The following is an 18,698-nucleotide window of genomic DNA, read 5'->3' on the forward strand; positions in this document are numbered from 1 at the left end:
CAATTATAAAAAAACACTATGGATAGAATTACACAAAGCTTTATCAAAGAACTTTTAGAAACCGAAGAATTAACTTCAAAAGGAGAATCAAAAGATTTTGAAAAACTAGCTAATTATTCAATAATTTCTAATGAATATAATAAAACTTTTGACTTAAACTTTGTGACAATTGGTGATGGTGATGATACAGGTGTCGACGGAATATCAATTATTGTGAACGGAGTTTTAGTTGAAAATACAGAAGAAATTGATGACCTTATTGAAAAAAATGGAACAATAGAAGTAGATTTTACCTTTATTCAGTCAAAAACATCTTCCAATTTTTCAACTTCCGAATTAAATACTTTTATTTTTGGTGTTAAAGATTTCTTTTCAATTTCTCCCAAATTAAGAAGAAATGAATCGTTGCAAAAATTCGCAGATTTAGCAAATCACATCTATAATAATGCACCTAAATTGAAAAACAATCCTACTTGTAAATTATTTTATGTTACAACAGGAAAATGGGTTGGTGATACAAATTTGATTGCAATAATTGAATCTGGCAAAGAGGATTTAGAAAGCACAAACTTATTTGATTCAATTGATATTATACCGATTGGTGCAAGAGAATTAGCTACTTATTACAGAAAAACAAAAGAAAGCGTAAGTACAACTATAACTTTTACAAATAGGTTGACAATTCCAGAAATTTCTGGAATATCAGAGGCGTACATCGGTTTAATTCCATATTCAGAATTTTTGAAAATTGTTGCGAATGAAGACCAAAATCTTTTAAATGTTTTTGAGGATAATGTAAGAGATTTTCAAGGAGAAAATAATGATGTTAATAGTGGCATTGCTTCCACTATTACAAACGAAGGTTCAGAAATATTTAGTGTTCTAAACAATGGAATAACAATAGTTGCCAGTAAAATTTCTCCAACTGGTAATCAATTTACAATTACTGATTATCAGATTGTAAATGGATGTCAGACAAGTAATGTTTTATATAACAATAGAAACAGTACTAATACACCTAACGTTGTTATACCAATTAAATTAATAGCAACCGAAGATGATGAAATAAAAACAAGAATTACTTTAGCGACAAACAATCAAACTCCAATTAAAAAGGAACAATTGGCTTCTTTAACTCAATTTCAAAGAAGTTTAGAACAATTTTATAACTCTTATGAAAATGATAACAAGCTTTATTATGAAAGACGTTCAAAACAGTATAATTCTGACACAACCGTAATCAAGTCAAGAGTAATAACAGTACCATATCAAATTAAGTCGTTTGCTGGTATGTTTTTAAATGAGCCACATAATGTAACAAGTTACTTCGGTTCAATTGTCAGGAAGTTAAATGATGGTAAAATTCAAATTTTTGATAATGACCATTCTTATTTTCCATATTATACAAGTGCTTATGCTTATTATAAATTAGAAACTTTATTTAAACGTGGTTTAGTGGATTCAAGCTACAGAAAAGTAAAATTTCACTTACTTATGCTATTTAGAATGCTGAATGAAAAGGAAGATATGCCAAGATTAAATAGCAAAAAAATGGAACAATATTGTAAAGTTTTATTAGATATTTTATATGATGACGATAAAGCAATTAAAGCCTTTAAGAAGTGTTGTAAAGTGATAGACGAAGCTGACTTTGATAAGGCAGACAAACAAGACGTTAAATTAGTATCTAAAACAAAAAATTTGATAGATTACATTGAAAAATAACTGCTGGTAACATCGGTTTGGCAATATGGCGGCTGAAGTGCTTCTATGAAACATTTGTGCAAAGTTCAACAGCAGTATTTCTATTGAACTTTTGTGCTAATAATCCGCCACATCGCCAAGCCGAAAACCGTTGTGCGTCATATTAAAGCGACTGTCAAAACTATAAAAAATTATACAGAAATAATTTTGAACGAAAATATATATAAACCCTTATTTGAAACTTTTGAACAGTTCATTGTTCTTAGTGACCAAGACCGACAAATCATCACAGAAATTTTCAAACCTTTAGAGCTGAAAAAAGGAGCCTATTTTTCTGAAATGGATACATTAAATAAAAGGGTGGGCTTTCTTGTTAAAGGGCTTGTTTATTACTACGTGATTAAAGGAGATGACGAATCCATTACCGATTTTACCAAGGAAGGAGAATTCGTATCAGAATATCATACGTTTATTAATCAAACAAAAGCTACACAATCGATCAAAGCTATTGAAGACTGTACATTTTTAGTTATGGATTATAATGCCATACAAAGACTTTACAACGAAATAAAAGAGGGAAATAAATTTGGTAGAATGGTCTTGGAACATCGGTTTGGAATAGTCGTCAATCAGCTGCTTTCACTATATATGCATAACCCAGAAGAGCGCTATTCGTTTTTTATAAAAAACTATCCAGACCTGGTTCAGCGTGTTCCTCAGTATTTAATTGCAGCTTTTATTGGTGTAAAACCACAGTCATTAAGTCGAATCAGAAAAAGATTATTTAAACATCATTAATTAACTTGGGTGCATTACTTTTATTTTGGGGTGTACATACATTTGTCAAATAAAAATTAATCATTTATTAAAATTTAGAAAAATGAAAACAAACATCGAAAAAAAAGTAAACTTTTTAATGGCTTATGCCATTGCATCAACAATGATTATTTCGTTTTTTACTTTAAGCAGTTTTAAAGATAAAGAAGATGAAAAAAGATTTGACGAAATTGTAGCAAAAAAAATAACCATAGTAGGCGAAGATAACCTACCAAGAATGGTTCTAAGTAATGAAAACCGCCAACATTCTGGAAGAATGAACGGAAAAGAATGGAGCAAAAGAGAGCGTCCTGCTGGAATTATATTTTTCAACAATCAAGGAGATGAATGTGGCGGATTGATTTATCAAACTAAAGAAAAAGATGGTAAAATAATTTCGGGAATGTCCTTTACAATGGATAATTACAAAGATGACCAAGTAGTTCAAATATTGAATGATGAATATTATGCTAATGGAAAAAGCTATATTCAAAGAGGTATAAACATTAATCAATTTCCAACAGGAACAAATATTGATGACCGAAACAAAAAGATTGAAGAAATCAATAAAATAAAAGATGAGAAAGAAAGAGAAATAAAGTTAAATGAGCTGTGGAAAAAGGAAGGTTCTGTTAACCGAGTTTTTCTGGGTAGAACTAAAGGCAACAGTTCAGGGCTATTTTTATCTGGACCAGACGGAAAACCAAAAATGATGATTTATGTAGATGAAAATGGAAATCCCAAACTTCAAACATTTAATGACAAAGGCGAAGTAAAAGATTTTATTGAAAATAATTAATACGAACGGCACAACAGCAGTTTGGCAAAATGGCGGGTTCTGTGCTAAATTGAACATTTGGTTTTCAAATGAACATTAGGCTAAATTGAAAGTAAGTGCTTCTAAATCCGCCACTTCGCCAAGCTGCAAAACGTTAGGCGTCACTTTCGAGCGACCATACAACAATCAACTGACAGACAAAAACCTCAACAACCCACCGCACATTGCAGCACATTTGCAAGCCGCACAAAGCCAACGCACAGACCCAAGCTTGCAAAAGAGCTGCAATTTTGCCTACGCACCCAAGCCCACCCACCACCCCGACAGAAAAACGTTACTAAAAATTTTGGTAGAATGAAATTTTAAACTAAATTTGACACGAATGTCAAGAAATCTTTTTCAAGATGCAAATAGAAAACTTAGGCGACCATATCAGACAACTTAGAGAAAAGGCAGAAATGCCTTTACGAAAACTTGCTGCTTTACTCGATATAGACCAAAGCACATTAAGTAAATTAGAACGTGGAGAAAGACCTGTAAATAGGCAAATGCTCCCGATAATTGCCAAAACTTTCAATGTGGACGAGAAAGAACTCGTTGTTGCATTTATGAGCCGACAAGTTGCGTACCAACTTGCAGATGAGAAATACGCCAAAGACATTTTAATAGCAGCAGAAGAAGAAATAAAATATCAAACAAAAAAGAACAGAAAATGAGTTCAGAACAACGTAAACAAAAATTAGCTGAACTCATTGAAGAATACAATAAGTTCAAAGAACAAGGAAAACTTGATTTAACTTCGGAAGAAACAATCAGGACTTGGCTGAATGAATTATTAGCCATATTTGATTGGGACGTTAGAGATACTTCTCAAATTCTTCAAGAGAAAGTTTTATCAAAAGCAGAGAAAGAAAAACTAAAAGAAATTGGCTCGCAAAATACACGACCTGATTATACTTTCAAAGTTGCAAGACAGAAATTGACATTTCTTGATGCAAAAGATATTTCTGTAAAAATTCTTGACGATGCGGAAGCCGCTTTTCAAATAAAATCTTACGGTTGGTCAATTTTAGCTCCTTGTGCTTTCATTTCAAATTTTGAAGAATTTGCAATTTACGATTGTACTTATATGCCAGAAAGGGGGCAAAACGCAAATTTAGGAAGACTGTATTTTACACTTAATGATTACATTGAAAAATTTGAAATCTTAGAAGCACATCTGCTTAAAGAAAATATTTATAAAGGTAAACTTGACGAGATTTATTCATCTTCTTTTCAAGGGAATCGTTATGTCGAAAAAACAACCCCTGATTTTAAATTTGCTCAACAGCTTTCTGATTTCCGCATAGCTTTAGCTACGGATATTCTGAACAACAATGCGGATTATATAAGAAATAATTCTGCGAACCTTAGCTACATTGTTCAAATTATCATAAACAGAATATTATTTATTCGGGTTTGTGAAGCTCGAAAAATTGAAGAAGAGGGACTATTGTTATCATTCAAAGAAAAAGGATTTTGGAATGAATTTAAAAATTCTTCTTATTTCGATTTCTTTGAACATTATGACGGACCTTTATTTGACCGAATAAATGCTATTCACGAAATCGAGATTTCAAACGAAGTTTTCGACCAACTACTCCAAGTTATTTACTATCCGTCCCCTTATCGTTTTGATGTAATCCCAACAAAGGTACTTAGCGATATTTACGAGATTTTCTTGTCTAAAAAACTTCTAATTGAAAACAATGAGGTAAAAGACGAAATCAAAAGCGAATATTTAAAAACTAAAGGTGCAGTAAGTACACCTCAATACATCGTTCAAGAAATTATCAGAAGAACAATTCCTAAACAAAAACTTTTGGAAGAAGGAATTGAAGCTCTTTTTGATAAAAAGATTTTAGACATAGCTTGTGGAAGTGGTGTTTTTGCTATTGAGGTGTATGATTATATCGAGGAGATTTTTCGAGAATTATTTTTCATTTCAAATCACCCCGATTTCGAAAAATATTTTGTTGCTACAAATGATGATGTGATTGTCAATGTATTGGGCAAGAAAGCCATTATGGATAATTGCATTTTCGGTATTGATATTGACCCCGAAGCTGTTGAAGTTGCTAAAATGTCCTTGTCTTTAAAGATAATTGACACTTATGAATATCTTGAATCATACAATGAAATTGGGCTTTTTGGTAACAAAATATTAAACGGAGTTGGTAACAATATTCGTTGTGGTAATTCTTTAGTTGAATCCGATATTCTTGAAAAATTTCCAGCACTCGAACATAATGAAGATGAGTTTTTAAATACAAATATCTTTGATTGGGAAAGTGAGCAGGGCTTTAGTAAAGTATTTGAGGGAAAAGGAGGTTTTGATTATATCGTTGGCAATCCGCCTTATGTTGAGGTAAAACATTACAATGTTGATTTGCCTTATATGCACCTATATATAAAAACAAGGTTTCCATCTTCAAAAAATGGAAAAGTTGATTTGGCTATTCCTTTCATTGAAAGAGGGATAGAATTATTAAATCCGACAGGGAGACTTGGATATATTGTTCAAAAAAGATTTTTCAAAACAGAATACGGAAAGAAAATTAGAGAAATAATTACAACATCTAACTATCTTTCGTCTGTTATTGATTTTGAAACAACGAGTATTTTTAAAGACCGTATTACTTATGTAGCTGTACTCCTATTGGACAAATCATCTTCCGACAGTTTTAGTTTCAAATTATATAACGGAACACCTGAAACACTTCCCTCACAATTAAGAGAAACAGAAACACCAGATATTTCACCCGAACAATATTCTATTATACCAGCATCTGCCGTATCAGCTAATCCTTGGAGTTTTGATGACAATCAACTCATTGAAATCAAAACAAGACTATTGGAAAATGGCAGTTTAGGAGATTATGCTAAAGTACGTGTTGGTGTTCAGGTGCTTTGGGATAGAGCTTATCACATAAGACCTATTTCTGTTGAAAATGGAATTATCAGAGGAAAATCGCACATTGAAGAAGATTTTGAAATTGAGTTCGAGGCTTGCAGACCACTTATCTGCAATGAAAACTTCTATCCATACAGGAAAGATACCGCAGATGTGTTTGTTATCTTTCCTTATGATGTTGCAGACGGAATTGTATCGGAAATAAAATTCTATGATTTTGAAGAACGGTTTCCACTTGCTACTGAATATTTACAAAAAAACAAAGCTGTTATTGAAACCACAGTTGAAACATTACCAAAGAAGTTCCCTAAAAAATATACTGATAATTCTTGGCACTTATTTACAAGGGTACAAAATCACGGAGCTACTTACCCTAAAGTATTAGTACCAATGACGGCTTTGGACACTTTCGCTACCGTTACATTTTCTGACAGAACTTACTGCGACAATGCCAATGTGTTTTTTATAGACATTCCTCAAAAAGACGAAAACAGTCTTTATTCTTTATCGGCTGTCATCAACTCAACCGTATATTCTGTTTTAGCAAGGTCAATAGCTAATCCACAGTCAAACGGATATTTCAAATTCAATAAACAATTTCTTGAACCAGTTCCTTTCCCTGTTTCAAATTTCAGAGAAAATGAGCAATTAAAGTCCGATTTGGCAGTAGTTGCCAAACGAATTGACGAATTACAGACCAACTATAAATCATCTTCACCTACACAGCAAAGAAGTATTGCAAAATTACTTTCAACGCAATGGAATACATTAGATGAATTATGTTATCAACTATATGGATTAACTGATAAAGAAAAATTATTCTTTAGCAACAGAGGTAGAAACATTGATCGAATTCAAATTTTAAATTGATAAAATGCAGAAAGAATTTAAAAATATCATCAATCAGTTTAGCGAAGATGAAACTTCTCTAAATAAGATTATTGTTTCTGCTTTTATTAAAGCAAATGCTCTAAAAGTCAGAAATAATACTTTAATAAAATCACTGATTATTTCAGATAATTCGCCTTTGAGCCAATACGCTCAATTAGATATTAAGTGTACTTTTGATGACCTGATTGAAGCGTTTGAGTTGGCTATTCCTAAAAAGGAACAAGTCATTAACGGAGCTGTTTATACGCCAAACTATATCAAAAATTTTATCGTAGAAAATTCATTTTCAAAAATTGAAAAACCACATCAAAATGTTTTGGTAGCAGATATTGCTTGTGGTTGTGGAGCTTTCCTTTATACAGTTTCCTGTAAATTAAAATCAGAAACCAATAAAACTTATTATCAGATATTCAGTGAAAATATTTTCGGTTTGGATATTAGTAAAAGTAGTATTCATCGGACTGAAATTTTACTTTCTCTTTTAGCTTTGGCAAATGGAGAAGATAAAAAAGAGTTTAAGTTTAATCTTCATTGTGCCAATGCACTTTCCTTTGATTGGTTAAAAAATGAAACAAGGATTAAAACAAATAAAGGATTTGATTTAATTGTAGGAAATCCGCCTTATGTAAGAGCCAAAAATATAGACCAATCATCTAAAACACTTTTATCAAATTGGACGGTTACAAAATCAGGAAACCCCGATTTGTATATTCCATTTTTTGAAATTGGATTAACGCAACTAAACGACAATGGTGTTTTGGGCTATATAACTGTAAATTCATTTTACAAAAGTGTAAATGCAAGACAATTAAGAAAATACTTACAAGAAAAAGAATATGATTTGAGTATTATAGATTTTGGACACGAAAAATTGTTTGAAAAGAAATCTGCATATACTTGTATCTGTCTTATCTCCAAAAATCAATCAAAAACAGTATCTTTCAAGAAAGAAAGTAGTTCTACATTAACCCAAAACGGGCTTAAATTTTTCAATAAAATTCCTTACAAGGATTTGGATATTCATAAGGGTTGGTTACTTAATGACAATGTAATTATTGAAAACATCAAACGAATTGAAAGTGCAGGAAAACCATTAGGCGAAAAATACAAAATAAGAAATGGTATAGCTACTCTAAGTAATAATATTTACATTTTCAAACCTATTTCTGAAACGGAAGAGTGTTTTATACTCGAACAAAATGGAAAGAAATATGAAATAGAAAAACGGATTTGTCGAGATATAATCAAACCGAATATTCTCAAGCACGAACACGAAATTGAAGCTGTAAAAGAGAAAGTGATTTATCCATACACAAACGGAATAAGTCCGCTAACTTTAATGAATGAAAAGTATTTAAAAGCAAACTTCCCTAAAGCCTATAAATATTTGTTAGTCAATAAGGAAAAGTTGCTTTCAAGAGATAAAGGTAATGGCGATTATGGTGCTTGGTATGCTTTTGGACGAACGCAAGCGTTATCTGACAAAGGTTACAAATTGCTTTTTCCTTATATGACCAAAAATCCACATTTTGTTTTTACAGACCAAAAAGATATGCTGATTTATTGTGGATATGCAATTTTTAACGAATCGCATCAAGAACTTAAAATTTTGAAACGAATATTGGAATCCAAAGTATTTGAATATTATATGGCAAATACGAGTAAACCATATTCAGGCGGATTTTTTTCATACGCTAAAAACTATGTGAAAAATTTTGGGATTTTTGAACTGAATGAACAAGACCGATATTTTTTATCGAATGGAGCTACAAAAGAGGAAGTTGATGATTTTTTAATTAACAAGTATGAAATAAAGATATAAATGGACTTTGACGCACTTTTAAAACAACTTCAAGATTGGACAAATAAAGTTCCATTGATTATATTAGGCAGTGGAGCTTCTGTTCCTTTTGGTTTGCCCTCAATGTGGAAACTTGGAGAATATTTGAAAAACACGTTACATTTTGATAATGATGTAAATAATGCTCAACTTGAAGTATTTAAGAAAAATCTTGAAGAGAGCAACGATTTAGAAAAAGCTTTATTAGGAATACAACTTAATGACAATGTTCTAAGAGCCGTAATTGAAGCTACGTGGAATTTGATTGCAGAAGCAGATTTACAAGCATACGAACAATTTGTTTTGAACGGAAAAGAAGTGCCACTGGTAATATTGATGAAACACCTGCTTTCAACAACGAATAGAAAACTTTCCATCGTTACAACCAACTACGACCGCATTGCTGAATATAGTGCAAGTACTGCGGAAGCATTTATTTGTACAGGATATGCTCAAAACTATATTGGACATTTTTCAGACAGCATTCACACGAATGCTTTAGCAAACATAAAAGGATATAGCGGACAAGTCAATATTTGGAAAGTTCACGGTTCATTAGATTGGTTTGAAACACCAGTAAAAGAAAATATTCATTTGCCCTTACGTAGAAACATTCCACAAGATTACAAACCACTGATTGTAACGCCAGGACTTAGTAAATATGCCGAAACGCATAATGAACCTTATAGAACCATTTTCGCACAAGCAGATACGGAAATCCAAAATGCAAATGGCTATTTGTGCATTGGATACGGCTTTAATGATGTTCACGTACAACCAAAACTCATTCAGCAAATAAAGACCAAGCCAATCATTGTTATCACAAAAGAATTAACACCAAAAACAAAAGAAACAATAATTGATGGAGGCTGTAAAAATTATATCTTAATAGAAGAAAGCAACGATAAAGACACCAAAATATATTCATCAAGTCAAGGAGAACATATCATTGAAAATGTTAGCTATTGGAACTTGGCGGAATACCTAAAACGAATACAATAACAAAATATGGCAATATTCAATTTTGAAGACAATTCTTCTATCGGAACAGTGTTTAGTGTTGATACAGCAACATTAATCATAAAAGTTGATGAACTCGAAAAACTAAGAAAGCTACAAGTCAATCATTTGGTAGCAGTTCAAAGTTCAAAAGCAGGACAACATTTAATAGGAATAATCAACCGCATAACTCGGAAGGCTTCTGATGAAGAACAGCCAGCAGGAGATGATTTAGGATTAAACAATTTTCTTTTCACTGAAAATATTTTGAAAGTGAATTTGATTGGCACTTTGTTGAATAAACACGGAGAAAAAGAAAATGTTTTCAAAAGAACACTGGATACTGTTCCCGAAATCGAAGCTAAATGTTATCCGATAGACGGAGAGAATATTACCAAGTTTATGCAAACTATTTCTACCAAAGAGAATTATGAAATTCCGCTTTCAATCGGAAAATATTCAATAGATGAAAATGCAGAAGCATTTTTGGACGGAGATAAACTTTTTCAACGCCACGCTGTAATTGTGGGTAGTACAGGTTCAGGAAAATCTTGGTGTGTAGCAAAAATTATTGAACAGATAGCCAAATTGCCAATGGCAAATTCTATTTTGTTTGACATACACGGAGAATACAGCGGAGCAAATTTTAAAGCTGACGGAATACAACATTTCAGAATTGCAAATCCTTCTGATTTAGGCAAAAAAGGAAATCTTGCCAATGGTGTTTTGATGTTACCTTATTGGCTATTGACTTATGAAGAAATGTTGGCTATGCTTCTTGATAGAAGCGACAGTAATGCACCAAATCAAGCAATGGTTTTTTCAAGAACCGTATATACAGAAAAGAAAAATTACCTTACTTCAATTGGAGATACCGTATTTATCGATAACTTAACGATTGACAGTCCAATACCTTATAAATTGGATGCTGTTTTAGATGAACTTAAACGATTAGACACAGAACGTGTTGCAGGTTCAACGGCAGCAGGTAAGAATGGAGATTTTAACGGCAAGCTATCTCGTTTTATTCAGCGTCTTGAAGCAAAGAAAGAGGATAAACGCTTAGGTTTTTTATTTCAAATATCCGAAGATGAATTGCAATTAGATTGGTTAAACGATTTTTGTAGTGCATTGATGCACGGTTCTGAACTTAACGGCAAAAAATCGGGTGTAAAAATTATAGATTTTTCAGAAGTACCATCAGATGTTTTACCCTTAGTAATTGGGTTGGTTGCAAGAATTGTTTTTACCGTTCAACAGTGGACTGCAAAAGAAAATCAACATCCAATTTGTTTGATGTGTGATGAGGCTCATTTGTATATTCCTGAAAGAACCAATCAGGACAGTGCTTCCGAACTTGGATTAAAAAGTTTTGAAAGAATTGCAAAAGAAGGCAGAAAATATGGCGTAAGCTTAACTGTAATCAGCCAACGACCAGCCGAAGTAAACCGAACTGTTTTAAGTCAGTGCAACAATTTTATTTCGTTACGACTTGCCAATGCAGAAGACCAAGCTGTTATCAAAAAACTTTTACAAGACAATCTTACAGGATTGACAGAAGTTCTTCCAATCTTAGACATTGGAGAAGCATTGATAGTTGGAGATGCTTCATTACTTCCAACAAGGGTGCTGATTTCGGAGCCGACAATCAAGCCTGATAGTGCAACCATTAAATTTTGGAAAGAATGGAGCAATAAAGGTGCTAAACAAGATATTAAAAATGCAGTAGCTGGACTTCGTAAACAATCCAAGACATAAGCCACCACACAAGCACACATATTTGCAAGCCGTACAAAGCCAACGCACAAACCAAAGCTTGCAAAAGAGTGTGCTTTTTGCCAACGCTCAACCGACCGACAACAAATGCGACAGAGAAAAGGGGCAGCAGATAACAGCAGTTTGGTAAAATGGCGGGTTTAGTGCTAAATTCAACAACAGTTCTTCAATTGAACTTTTGTGCAAAACTGAACTTTTGTGCTCCGAAATCCGCCACTGCGCCAAGCTGCGAAACGTTGGTGGCAAGCATAACGCAGACTCAAGAATCTAACGCAATACAAAAACCTTTTCAATATCTACCTATGATTCACTAATTCAATATATACTTCAAAAGCTGAAAAGAATCCTCCAATTTTCGTAAATATTTCTTAGAGAAGAATTATGCTATAAAGCTACTAAAACTCTTGTCCGTGTTTTTTAAAAGAAAACTGACATTTCTCTTAATTATTACATTGAAAAAACTAGAAAACGTAGATTAAGTATCTAAAAAACAATACAATAAACACTAATATTATATCTGATTATTTATAAATAGTTCAATAAATTAATTGCGATGAAACTTCATATCTCATAGTTTTGGAAATAATTTAATCAAATTAAAAACATGAGAAAACAATTATTCTTTATTGCTATTGCAAGTTTATTCACCTCAATGGCTTCAGCAGCCGATTTATATGTGAGAGATTTAGGTGCTGGTGGTTCATACTCAACAATTAGTGCTGCTATCACAGCCGCTAATGATGGTGATCGTATTATCATTAGACCAAAGGCAGGAAATCTTCCTTTCATTGAAAACTTAACAATTGACAAATCATTATCATTTGTTTCTGAAATCAATTTCTCAAATTATTTGGTTCAAGGAACAGTTTCTATTATACCTCTTTCAGGAAGAGTAGTTTCTGTACAAAATATGAATTTAACAAGTACATTTACCTCATCTGCCGACTCTGCTAACGGAAGAACAACTATAAATGTATATAATTCTACTTTAAACGGCGGTATTGCTGTCAATAAACTAAATACATCCTTGAATATATCTGGTTGCACTGTTACAGGAACTATTTCTTGCACACATGGCAGAATAACGGGAAATACAGCTAATAAAATACTTGTTTCTACTAATGTTGCAGACACAAGTTTAGCTTTAGATGATATTGAAATTATTGCAAATGCAGTACTTGGTAGTAATGAAGCAATTTGGCTTATTCAAAAAAACTATAAAGCTAAAATATTAAATAATTATTGCGCATTTGGAAATATTACTTTTACAGATGCTAAAAACCTAAGCGAAAATGAAATTCGAAACAATGTAATTTCCTCTGGATCAAACACAGGAATATATATTGGAATACCAACGGGAAATAATGCTACTTTTTATGTACTAAATAATGTAATTTGTCCTTCAAACTCTTCTTCAAGTTACTATGAAGTAACTAATTCTACTACAGCAACAGCTACTGTTTATGTGAGATATAATGCGTCGAATTCAGGGTTTACAATACTTAATTGTATCGCGAGCAACAATATTAGCAGTGCAAGTATTAGTTTTAATGCTACTACAAGTAATGCTACAGGTTCTGCACTTGTAAATGCAGGAGCAATAGAAGATGATTTTGCAGATATAAATTTGACCAGAAACGACATAGGAAACCGTGGAGGTTCGGATTCTTGGGAAAATTATTGGCCAACAGCAGCCGGAAATAAGCCGCAAGTAAATTATTTAAACACTCCAAGAAGGATTTATTCTGGCACAACAGAGATGAATGCAACGGGTTCGGGTTATTCTAAATAATATAATACCTGAGTCTAAGATGAAAAAATATATTTATAGTTTATTGGCCGTTATGACAATGAGTTTATCTTCTGCCCAATTGTCATCATTAAGCCAAGCCGAATATTTTTGGGATGCCGATCCTGGCGAAGGAAACGGGATAGCAATTTCAGCAGTAGATGGAAGCTTTAACAGCGTTTTTGAGAAAATAGCTATCTCAGGATTAAATGCTCCTAGTGTTGGTTTACACAAGTTTAGTGTTAGATTAAAAGACAACCAAGGGGTTTGGGGACCAGTTTTCACGAATGTCATAATTGTAGAATCTACAACAACACCAAACCCTGTTACAATAACACAAGCAGAATATTTTTGGGATACTGATCCAGGTGAAGGAAATGCTACACCACTTTTAGCTGTTGATGGTAATCTGAATAGTGCTTTCGAAAAAGTAGCTATTGCTGGTTTAGGAGCGCCAAGTGTTGGGCTACATAATTTTTCTATTCGTCTGAAAGACAATCAAGGTGTTTGGGGACCAACTTTTACTAATAGTATTACCGTTGAAAGTACGACAACTCCACTACCCGTTAGCCTTACCCAAGCCGAATATTTTTGGGATGTTGATCCGGGAGAAGGAAGCGGTACACCTCTTTTGGCTTTTGATGGAAATTTTAATGATACTTTTGAAAAGTTTCTCGGAGATGCTATTCCAATTGTAAATCCAGTAGGATTACATAAATTTTGTGTTCGGGTGAAAGACAGCCAAGGAATTTGGGGACCAATCTTTACTAATGTTGTTTATATAGAAACAGTTTTGAGTGTAAATCCTCATGAGATGGCCGATAATTATTATTTTTTTCCAAATCCAGCAACTTCGGTTATTCGCTTTAATAAAGATATCGAAAGCATAATAATTATTGATTTGAATGGAAGACAAATCGCAGCTTCTACAACAAATAACGAAGTTAATATTGAAAAATTGGCTATTGGAACCTATATTCTAAAAGTTACTACACCAGAAGGTAAAACCTTTAATAAAAAAATGATTAAAAGATAAGTTTTAGTTTTTATTTTTAAAAATCCCAAATTTCATTTTTTTTGAAATTTGGGATTTTATTTTGCACTTAATACAAATTTCCAACTCAAATCAATTAACCTTAAAACGAACTAATGAGAAAAAGAACGAATCATATTATAATTATTAAAGCAACTGTAACGTCATGCCAATTTTTTACTCTCCAAACTATTTTTAATGTAAAACGACTATATTAGCAGAAAGTAGGCAATGTGCTGCATTCGCAAAGGTCAATAAGTGGCCAAACTATTATTCTGGAATTCTGAAGCCAAATCGTTTAAAATACAGTATAAAAATGCGGAAAACCTAACATTGCAATAAAAAGCAAACGTAATGACTGTAAATAATAAAGAAATCTGGATAAAAAAAGGTTACGAAATATTTGCAAACTTCGGAAAAAATGGACTAAAAATTGAACCGCTTGCCATATCCGTAGGTAAAAGCAAATCTTCTTTTTACCATCATTTTGCAGATCTTGAATTGTTTATGGATTTCCTGTTGAATTATCACATTCAACAATCGCAAATTATAGCGAATAAAGAGAAAAATGCTCAAAATATCGATCCAGAACTCATCCATATTCTGGTCGAACACAAAATAGATTTGCTATTTAACAGACAACTTCGAATTAACCAAAACATTCCCTCTTATGCTGTGATTTTAGAGCAATCAAATAAAATAATAGGAAATGCTTTTGTAAATACTTGGGTAAAAGATTTAGACTTACAACTGACCGAAAAACAAATTGATGGAATTTTCAGTTTGGCTCTTGAAAACTTTTTTCTTCAAATTAATATTGAAACCTTGAATTATAACTGGCTGTCAAACTATTTTAAAAATTTAAAAACAATTGCACATAATATCATCTAAATTGTACGGTAGCGACTAAAATACTCTTCAATATCATTTTATTTTTGCAGCATAAAGTAAATGCAAAAAAATGATGACACAAAAATTTCACAAATTTTGGTTAATAATTACCGCAATTATAGTAGGTTCATTTGGCCCCGTATTTTCGTTAGGCACAACAATTAAAACATCAGAATTTCCAAGTTGGGCGTTAGATGTGTTAAGCTGGTCTATGGGAACTCACAATTTCGAAGCACCAACTACGAGGTTTTTGACGGCTTTAACAGGGGGTTTTCTCTTTGGCTGGGGAATATGTATACTTTGTTTGAGAATTTGGGTTTATGACAAAGCACCTGATGAAACACGTAAAGCAGTTGTGTCAGGCTTGTTAGCGTGGTGTGTCTTGGATAGCATAGGTTCTATCGCTTCTGGAAATTCAATCAATGCTTTTTTCAATATCATTGTTATTTTACTTGCTGTTGGACCACTTTGGAGACCTGCAAAACAAAATTAATCATCTAATTATTTCAATATGCACAAACAATTTTTTTTAAATATTCTTCTTGCATCAATGGCTATAATTGTAGGGGTTTATACCATTTTCACAATGCAAAAAAAAGGAGCCAGTCTTTTTCAAATTTTCATATCAAATATAACCGCTTTAAGCTGGAATGGCCAATTTAATCTCGATTTTAGTTGTTACTTGATGCTTTCAGGAATTTGGATCATGTGGCGAAACAAATTTTCTACATCATCAATAATTTTTGCACCATTCGCAATGGTTATTGGCATTATTGTATTTGCACCCTATCTATTATTTCTATTGTACAAAGAAAATGGAGATCTTAAGAAGTTGATAGTTGGAGATAGATAAAAAATGGTAACTACTACTAATAAAAGTAGTAATTTACATTAGCAGAAGTTGGACTTTTTAGAAAGTACTTTTCTGAACTAATATTCTAAATTTGTAAAATAAAATTTTTCATTAAATTGGCGATATTCAAATTAAGTCAGGATTGGGCAAGAGCCGCATTGTTTTCTGAAAAAATGGTTTGGCTTTTCAGCATAATTCTGTTGATTACCGCAATTGGGTTTTCGTACTGGGGAAAAACTGCAATGGCAACCTAAAAACCGTAACATCAAAACATTATGACAAACGAATATGAAATTTTACAATCCGAATGGGATTACCGTATCGTTCAAGACCAATCGGGAAATAAGAAAAAATTAATTCGGGGCGTAGATTATGATTGTACTTGGATAAATCTTGGTGAAGGTTTTGCCAAACGGGGTAAAGAGATCATTTTCTATAATGAAAAAAAGTTTTCCAAACTCTACAAAATCATTGACTTTGAAACATTTGAATTGATTCAATCTTACAAAACTTCCACCCATTATTTTAAAGATAAAAACCACGTTTATATCGATTCTTATAGGGATAAGGATTTAACGATATTAGAAGATGCAAATCCAAACGATTTTATAATTTGTGACATCCACAAAGGCTTTGTCACATCAAAAAACACAGACTATTGGTATGGAGTGAAAATACCATTTCGATTGGCAGATGCAGTTTTTTATGAAGGAGGAAGTTATCAAAAAGTGGGAAACCAAATTTACTTTGCCTTTGCAAATCTAGTAGATTGCGATGTACCTTCCTTTGAAATTGTGGATAAAAGAGAACATCATAAAACTGTTTTCAAAGACAAAAATCATATTTACCACAAAGGCAAAGTGGTAGAAAATGCCAACCCGGCAACTTTTCATTTTTTAGAAAATTGCATCAATGATACGTTGCGACCTTATTATTACAATTCTGATATTCATTACTATGCTAAAGATGACAAATACGCATATTTTATAAATAGTGTAAATTCAATCAAAACAATTAAAACAAAAGATGTAGATGGATTTGATTTTAAGGTTGTTGACAGTCGAGGAATTGCGTTTGACAAAAATTACGAATACCATCAAGGCGTTAAGAAAAGGATCTAAAAATGGGACAACTGGACACCAAAACAAGAAAGAAAGCATTTGACCAATTTTTTAAAACAGTCATCATTCCTTTTTTTGCTCAAGAGGGCTTTTCACCCGTTTCTAAAACATCAAAAAAAGTGTACAAGAAGTTTTCTGACGGACTATCGGTCTATATATATTTTGAATACAATACCTTTGGATCAGGATTTTACGATGTTGCAGTAAGTTATTTTGATGAAGAAGTTGGCAGTGAAACTGACGATGAATATATCGCAATGCCAAAGATTAGTACACCTAAACTTAAATGTAGAACAATCGAAGACTTTACAAATGATAATGCAAACCATTGGCTTGAATATATAAAACATCAGGTTCTTGACTTTATTCATAACAATGCCTCGCACAAATCAATTTTAGAACCAAACGCTTTCGACATTCCCATGAGCCGCGAAAAGCAAATCAGGGCAGTTCTGCTCAAAAAATCTCAGCAATAACAACTCAAAATGTTTATAAATGGAACCTGTAAAAATTTTCTTCTTTGCATTGGCATCGTTTTTCGGTGTAGAAAACCAAAGAATTCTAGCAGATAAAACCTTAGTGACGGTTTATCCCCAAAAAAATCAAATAGAAATTATTCAGGAAAATATTTTTGCAATCGTACCCACTTCACAAGATTTAGAACCTGCCAAAGCAGAATGGGACAATCTATATCATTATAAGCAAAACGGAGAAAAATGGTCGGATGATTTGGCATACTTTTCAGACAAAAAGATAGAATTTTCCGAAAACAAAAAAGGTATTACCGCCAAAATAACGCTTACCTACACGCATCCAAATGATATGGCGGCAATGGGCATTTGGTATAATGAAGATGAAAACCAATTTGCTATGAATTATATTCCAGAACACAATCTTAAAACTAAAGATGGAAAAAAGAATGATATTTTCTGGAATTTCGATGGAAAGAAGGATTTTAGCTTTACTTTAGAACCTTTTAGGGCAATTCCACGAAATAAAAAATTTACAGATTTCTAATTTACAAAATTTGCAACGCTCAAAACAGCTTATTTGTTCAGTTACGAATTTTTGCAGGCTTCAGGATTAGCAATTCTATTGAACTTTCATACTTTTATACAGAAAATAAATTTCTAAATTTAAAAAACCTAAAAAAAGTGCGAACGAAACTTGACAGTGCCGAATAGAATCCCACCGAAAAATCACAGTATATTCACCAAAATTTGAAATCTAAATTGGAATAACGCGCAAATTGAG

Annotated in this window: 16 protein-coding genes; all 16 read left to right on the forward strand. The window is 32.5% G+C overall.

Annotation, left to right across the window (positions count from 1 at the left end; genetic code table 11):
* Positions 1-18 precede the first annotated feature (18 nt).
* The 16 genes from GV828_RS02505 to GV828_RS02585 all read left to right on the forward strand — a co-directional run bounded on the left by GV828_RS02505 (position 19) and on the right by GV828_RS02585 (position 18,461).
* The gene (locus tag GV828_RS02505; protein ID WP_166535889.1) at positions 19-1,725 is read left to right on the forward strand and encodes an AIPR family protein; all 1,707 of its coding nucleotides are present in this window, start codon (positions 19-21) and stop codon (positions 1,723-1,725) included.
* Positions 1,726-1,857: 132 nt separating this feature from the next.
* Positions 1,858-2,502, forward strand: a complete 645-nt coding sequence (locus GV828_RS02510) for a Crp/Fnr family transcriptional regulator (RefSeq protein WP_317163803.1) — start codon at positions 1,858-1,860, stop codon at positions 2,500-2,502.
* 82 nt (positions 2,503-2,584) lie between these two features.
* The gene (locus tag GV828_RS02515; RefSeq protein ID WP_166535890.1) at positions 2,585-3,319 is read left to right on the forward strand and encodes a hypothetical protein; all 735 of its coding nucleotides are present in this window, start codon (positions 2,585-2,587) and stop codon (positions 3,317-3,319) included.
* Positions 3,320-3,702: 383 nt separating this feature from the next.
* Positions 3,703-4,014, forward strand: coding sequence for a helix-turn-helix domain-containing protein (locus tag GV828_RS02520; protein ID WP_166535891.1), 312 nt, complete (start codon positions 3,703-3,705; stop codon positions 4,012-4,014).
* A complete protein-coding gene (locus tag GV828_RS02525; RefSeq protein WP_166535892.1) occupies positions 4,011-7,121 on the forward strand; it encodes an Eco57I restriction-modification methylase domain-containing protein in 3,111 nt (1,036 codons plus the stop codon). Before GV828_RS02520 ends, GV828_RS02525 begins: the two co-directional genes overlap by 4 nt.
* A gap of 4 nt (positions 7,122-7,125) precedes the next feature.
* Complete coding sequence (locus GV828_RS02530) at positions 7,126-8,964, forward strand: Eco57I restriction-modification methylase domain-containing protein (RefSeq protein WP_166535893.1); 1,839 nt, start codon at positions 7,126-7,128, stop codon at positions 8,962-8,964.
* A complete protein-coding gene (locus GV828_RS02535) occupies positions 8,965-9,984 on the forward strand; it encodes an SIR2 family protein (RefSeq protein WP_166535894.1) in 1,020 nt (339 codons plus the stop codon). It begins immediately after the preceding gene.
* 6 nt (positions 9,985-9,990) lie between these two features.
* Positions 9,991-11,739 (forward strand): ATP-binding protein, encoded by a 1,749-nt coding sequence (locus GV828_RS02540; protein ID WP_166535895.1) that lies wholly within the window; start codon positions 9,991-9,993, stop codon positions 11,737-11,739.
* Between the two features lie 622 nt (positions 11,740-12,361).
* Entirely contained in the window at positions 12,362-13,549 is a 1,188-nt protein-coding gene (locus GV828_RS02545) for a hypothetical protein (RefSeq protein ID WP_166535896.1), read from the forward strand.
* 19 nt (positions 13,550-13,568) lie between these two features.
* On the forward strand, positions 13,569-14,582 hold the full coding sequence (locus GV828_RS02550) for a T9SS type A sorting domain-containing protein (protein WP_166535897.1): 1,014 nt from the start codon (positions 13,569-13,571) through the stop codon (positions 14,580-14,582).
* 351 nt (positions 14,583-14,933) lie between these two features.
* Positions 14,934-15,470, forward strand: coding sequence for a TetR/AcrR family transcriptional regulator (locus GV828_RS02555; RefSeq protein WP_166535898.1), 537 nt, complete (start codon positions 14,934-14,936; stop codon positions 15,468-15,470).
* Positions 15,471-15,540: 70 nt separating this feature from the next.
* A complete protein-coding gene (locus GV828_RS02560) occupies positions 15,541-15,963 on the forward strand; it encodes a hypothetical protein (RefSeq protein ID WP_208103128.1) in 423 nt (140 codons plus the stop codon).
* A 476-nt stretch (positions 15,964-16,439) separates the two neighbouring features.
* Complete coding sequence (locus tag GV828_RS02570) at positions 16,440-16,577, forward strand: hypothetical protein (protein ID WP_166535900.1); 138 nt, start codon at positions 16,440-16,442, stop codon at positions 16,575-16,577.
* 21 nt (positions 16,578-16,598) lie between these two features.
* The gene (locus GV828_RS02575; protein WP_166535901.1) at positions 16,599-17,444 is read left to right on the forward strand and encodes a DKNYY domain-containing protein; all 846 of its coding nucleotides are present in this window, start codon (positions 16,599-16,601) and stop codon (positions 17,442-17,444) included.
* A gap of 2 nt (positions 17,445-17,446) precedes the next feature.
* Positions 17,447-17,920: a hypothetical protein gene (locus GV828_RS02580; protein WP_166535902.1), complete on the forward strand. Its 474-nt coding sequence runs from the start codon at positions 17,447-17,449 to the stop codon at positions 17,918-17,920.
* Positions 17,921-17,939: 19 nt separating this feature from the next.
* Entirely contained in the window at positions 17,940-18,461 is a 522-nt protein-coding gene (locus GV828_RS02585; RefSeq protein ID WP_166535903.1) for a hypothetical protein, read from the forward strand.
* Positions 18,462-18,698 lie beyond the last annotated feature (237 nt).

Source organism: Flavobacterium ichthyis (genome assembly GCF_009915155.1).
GTDB lineage: Bacteria > Bacteroidota > Bacteroidia > Flavobacteriales > Flavobacteriaceae > Flavobacterium > Flavobacterium ichthyis.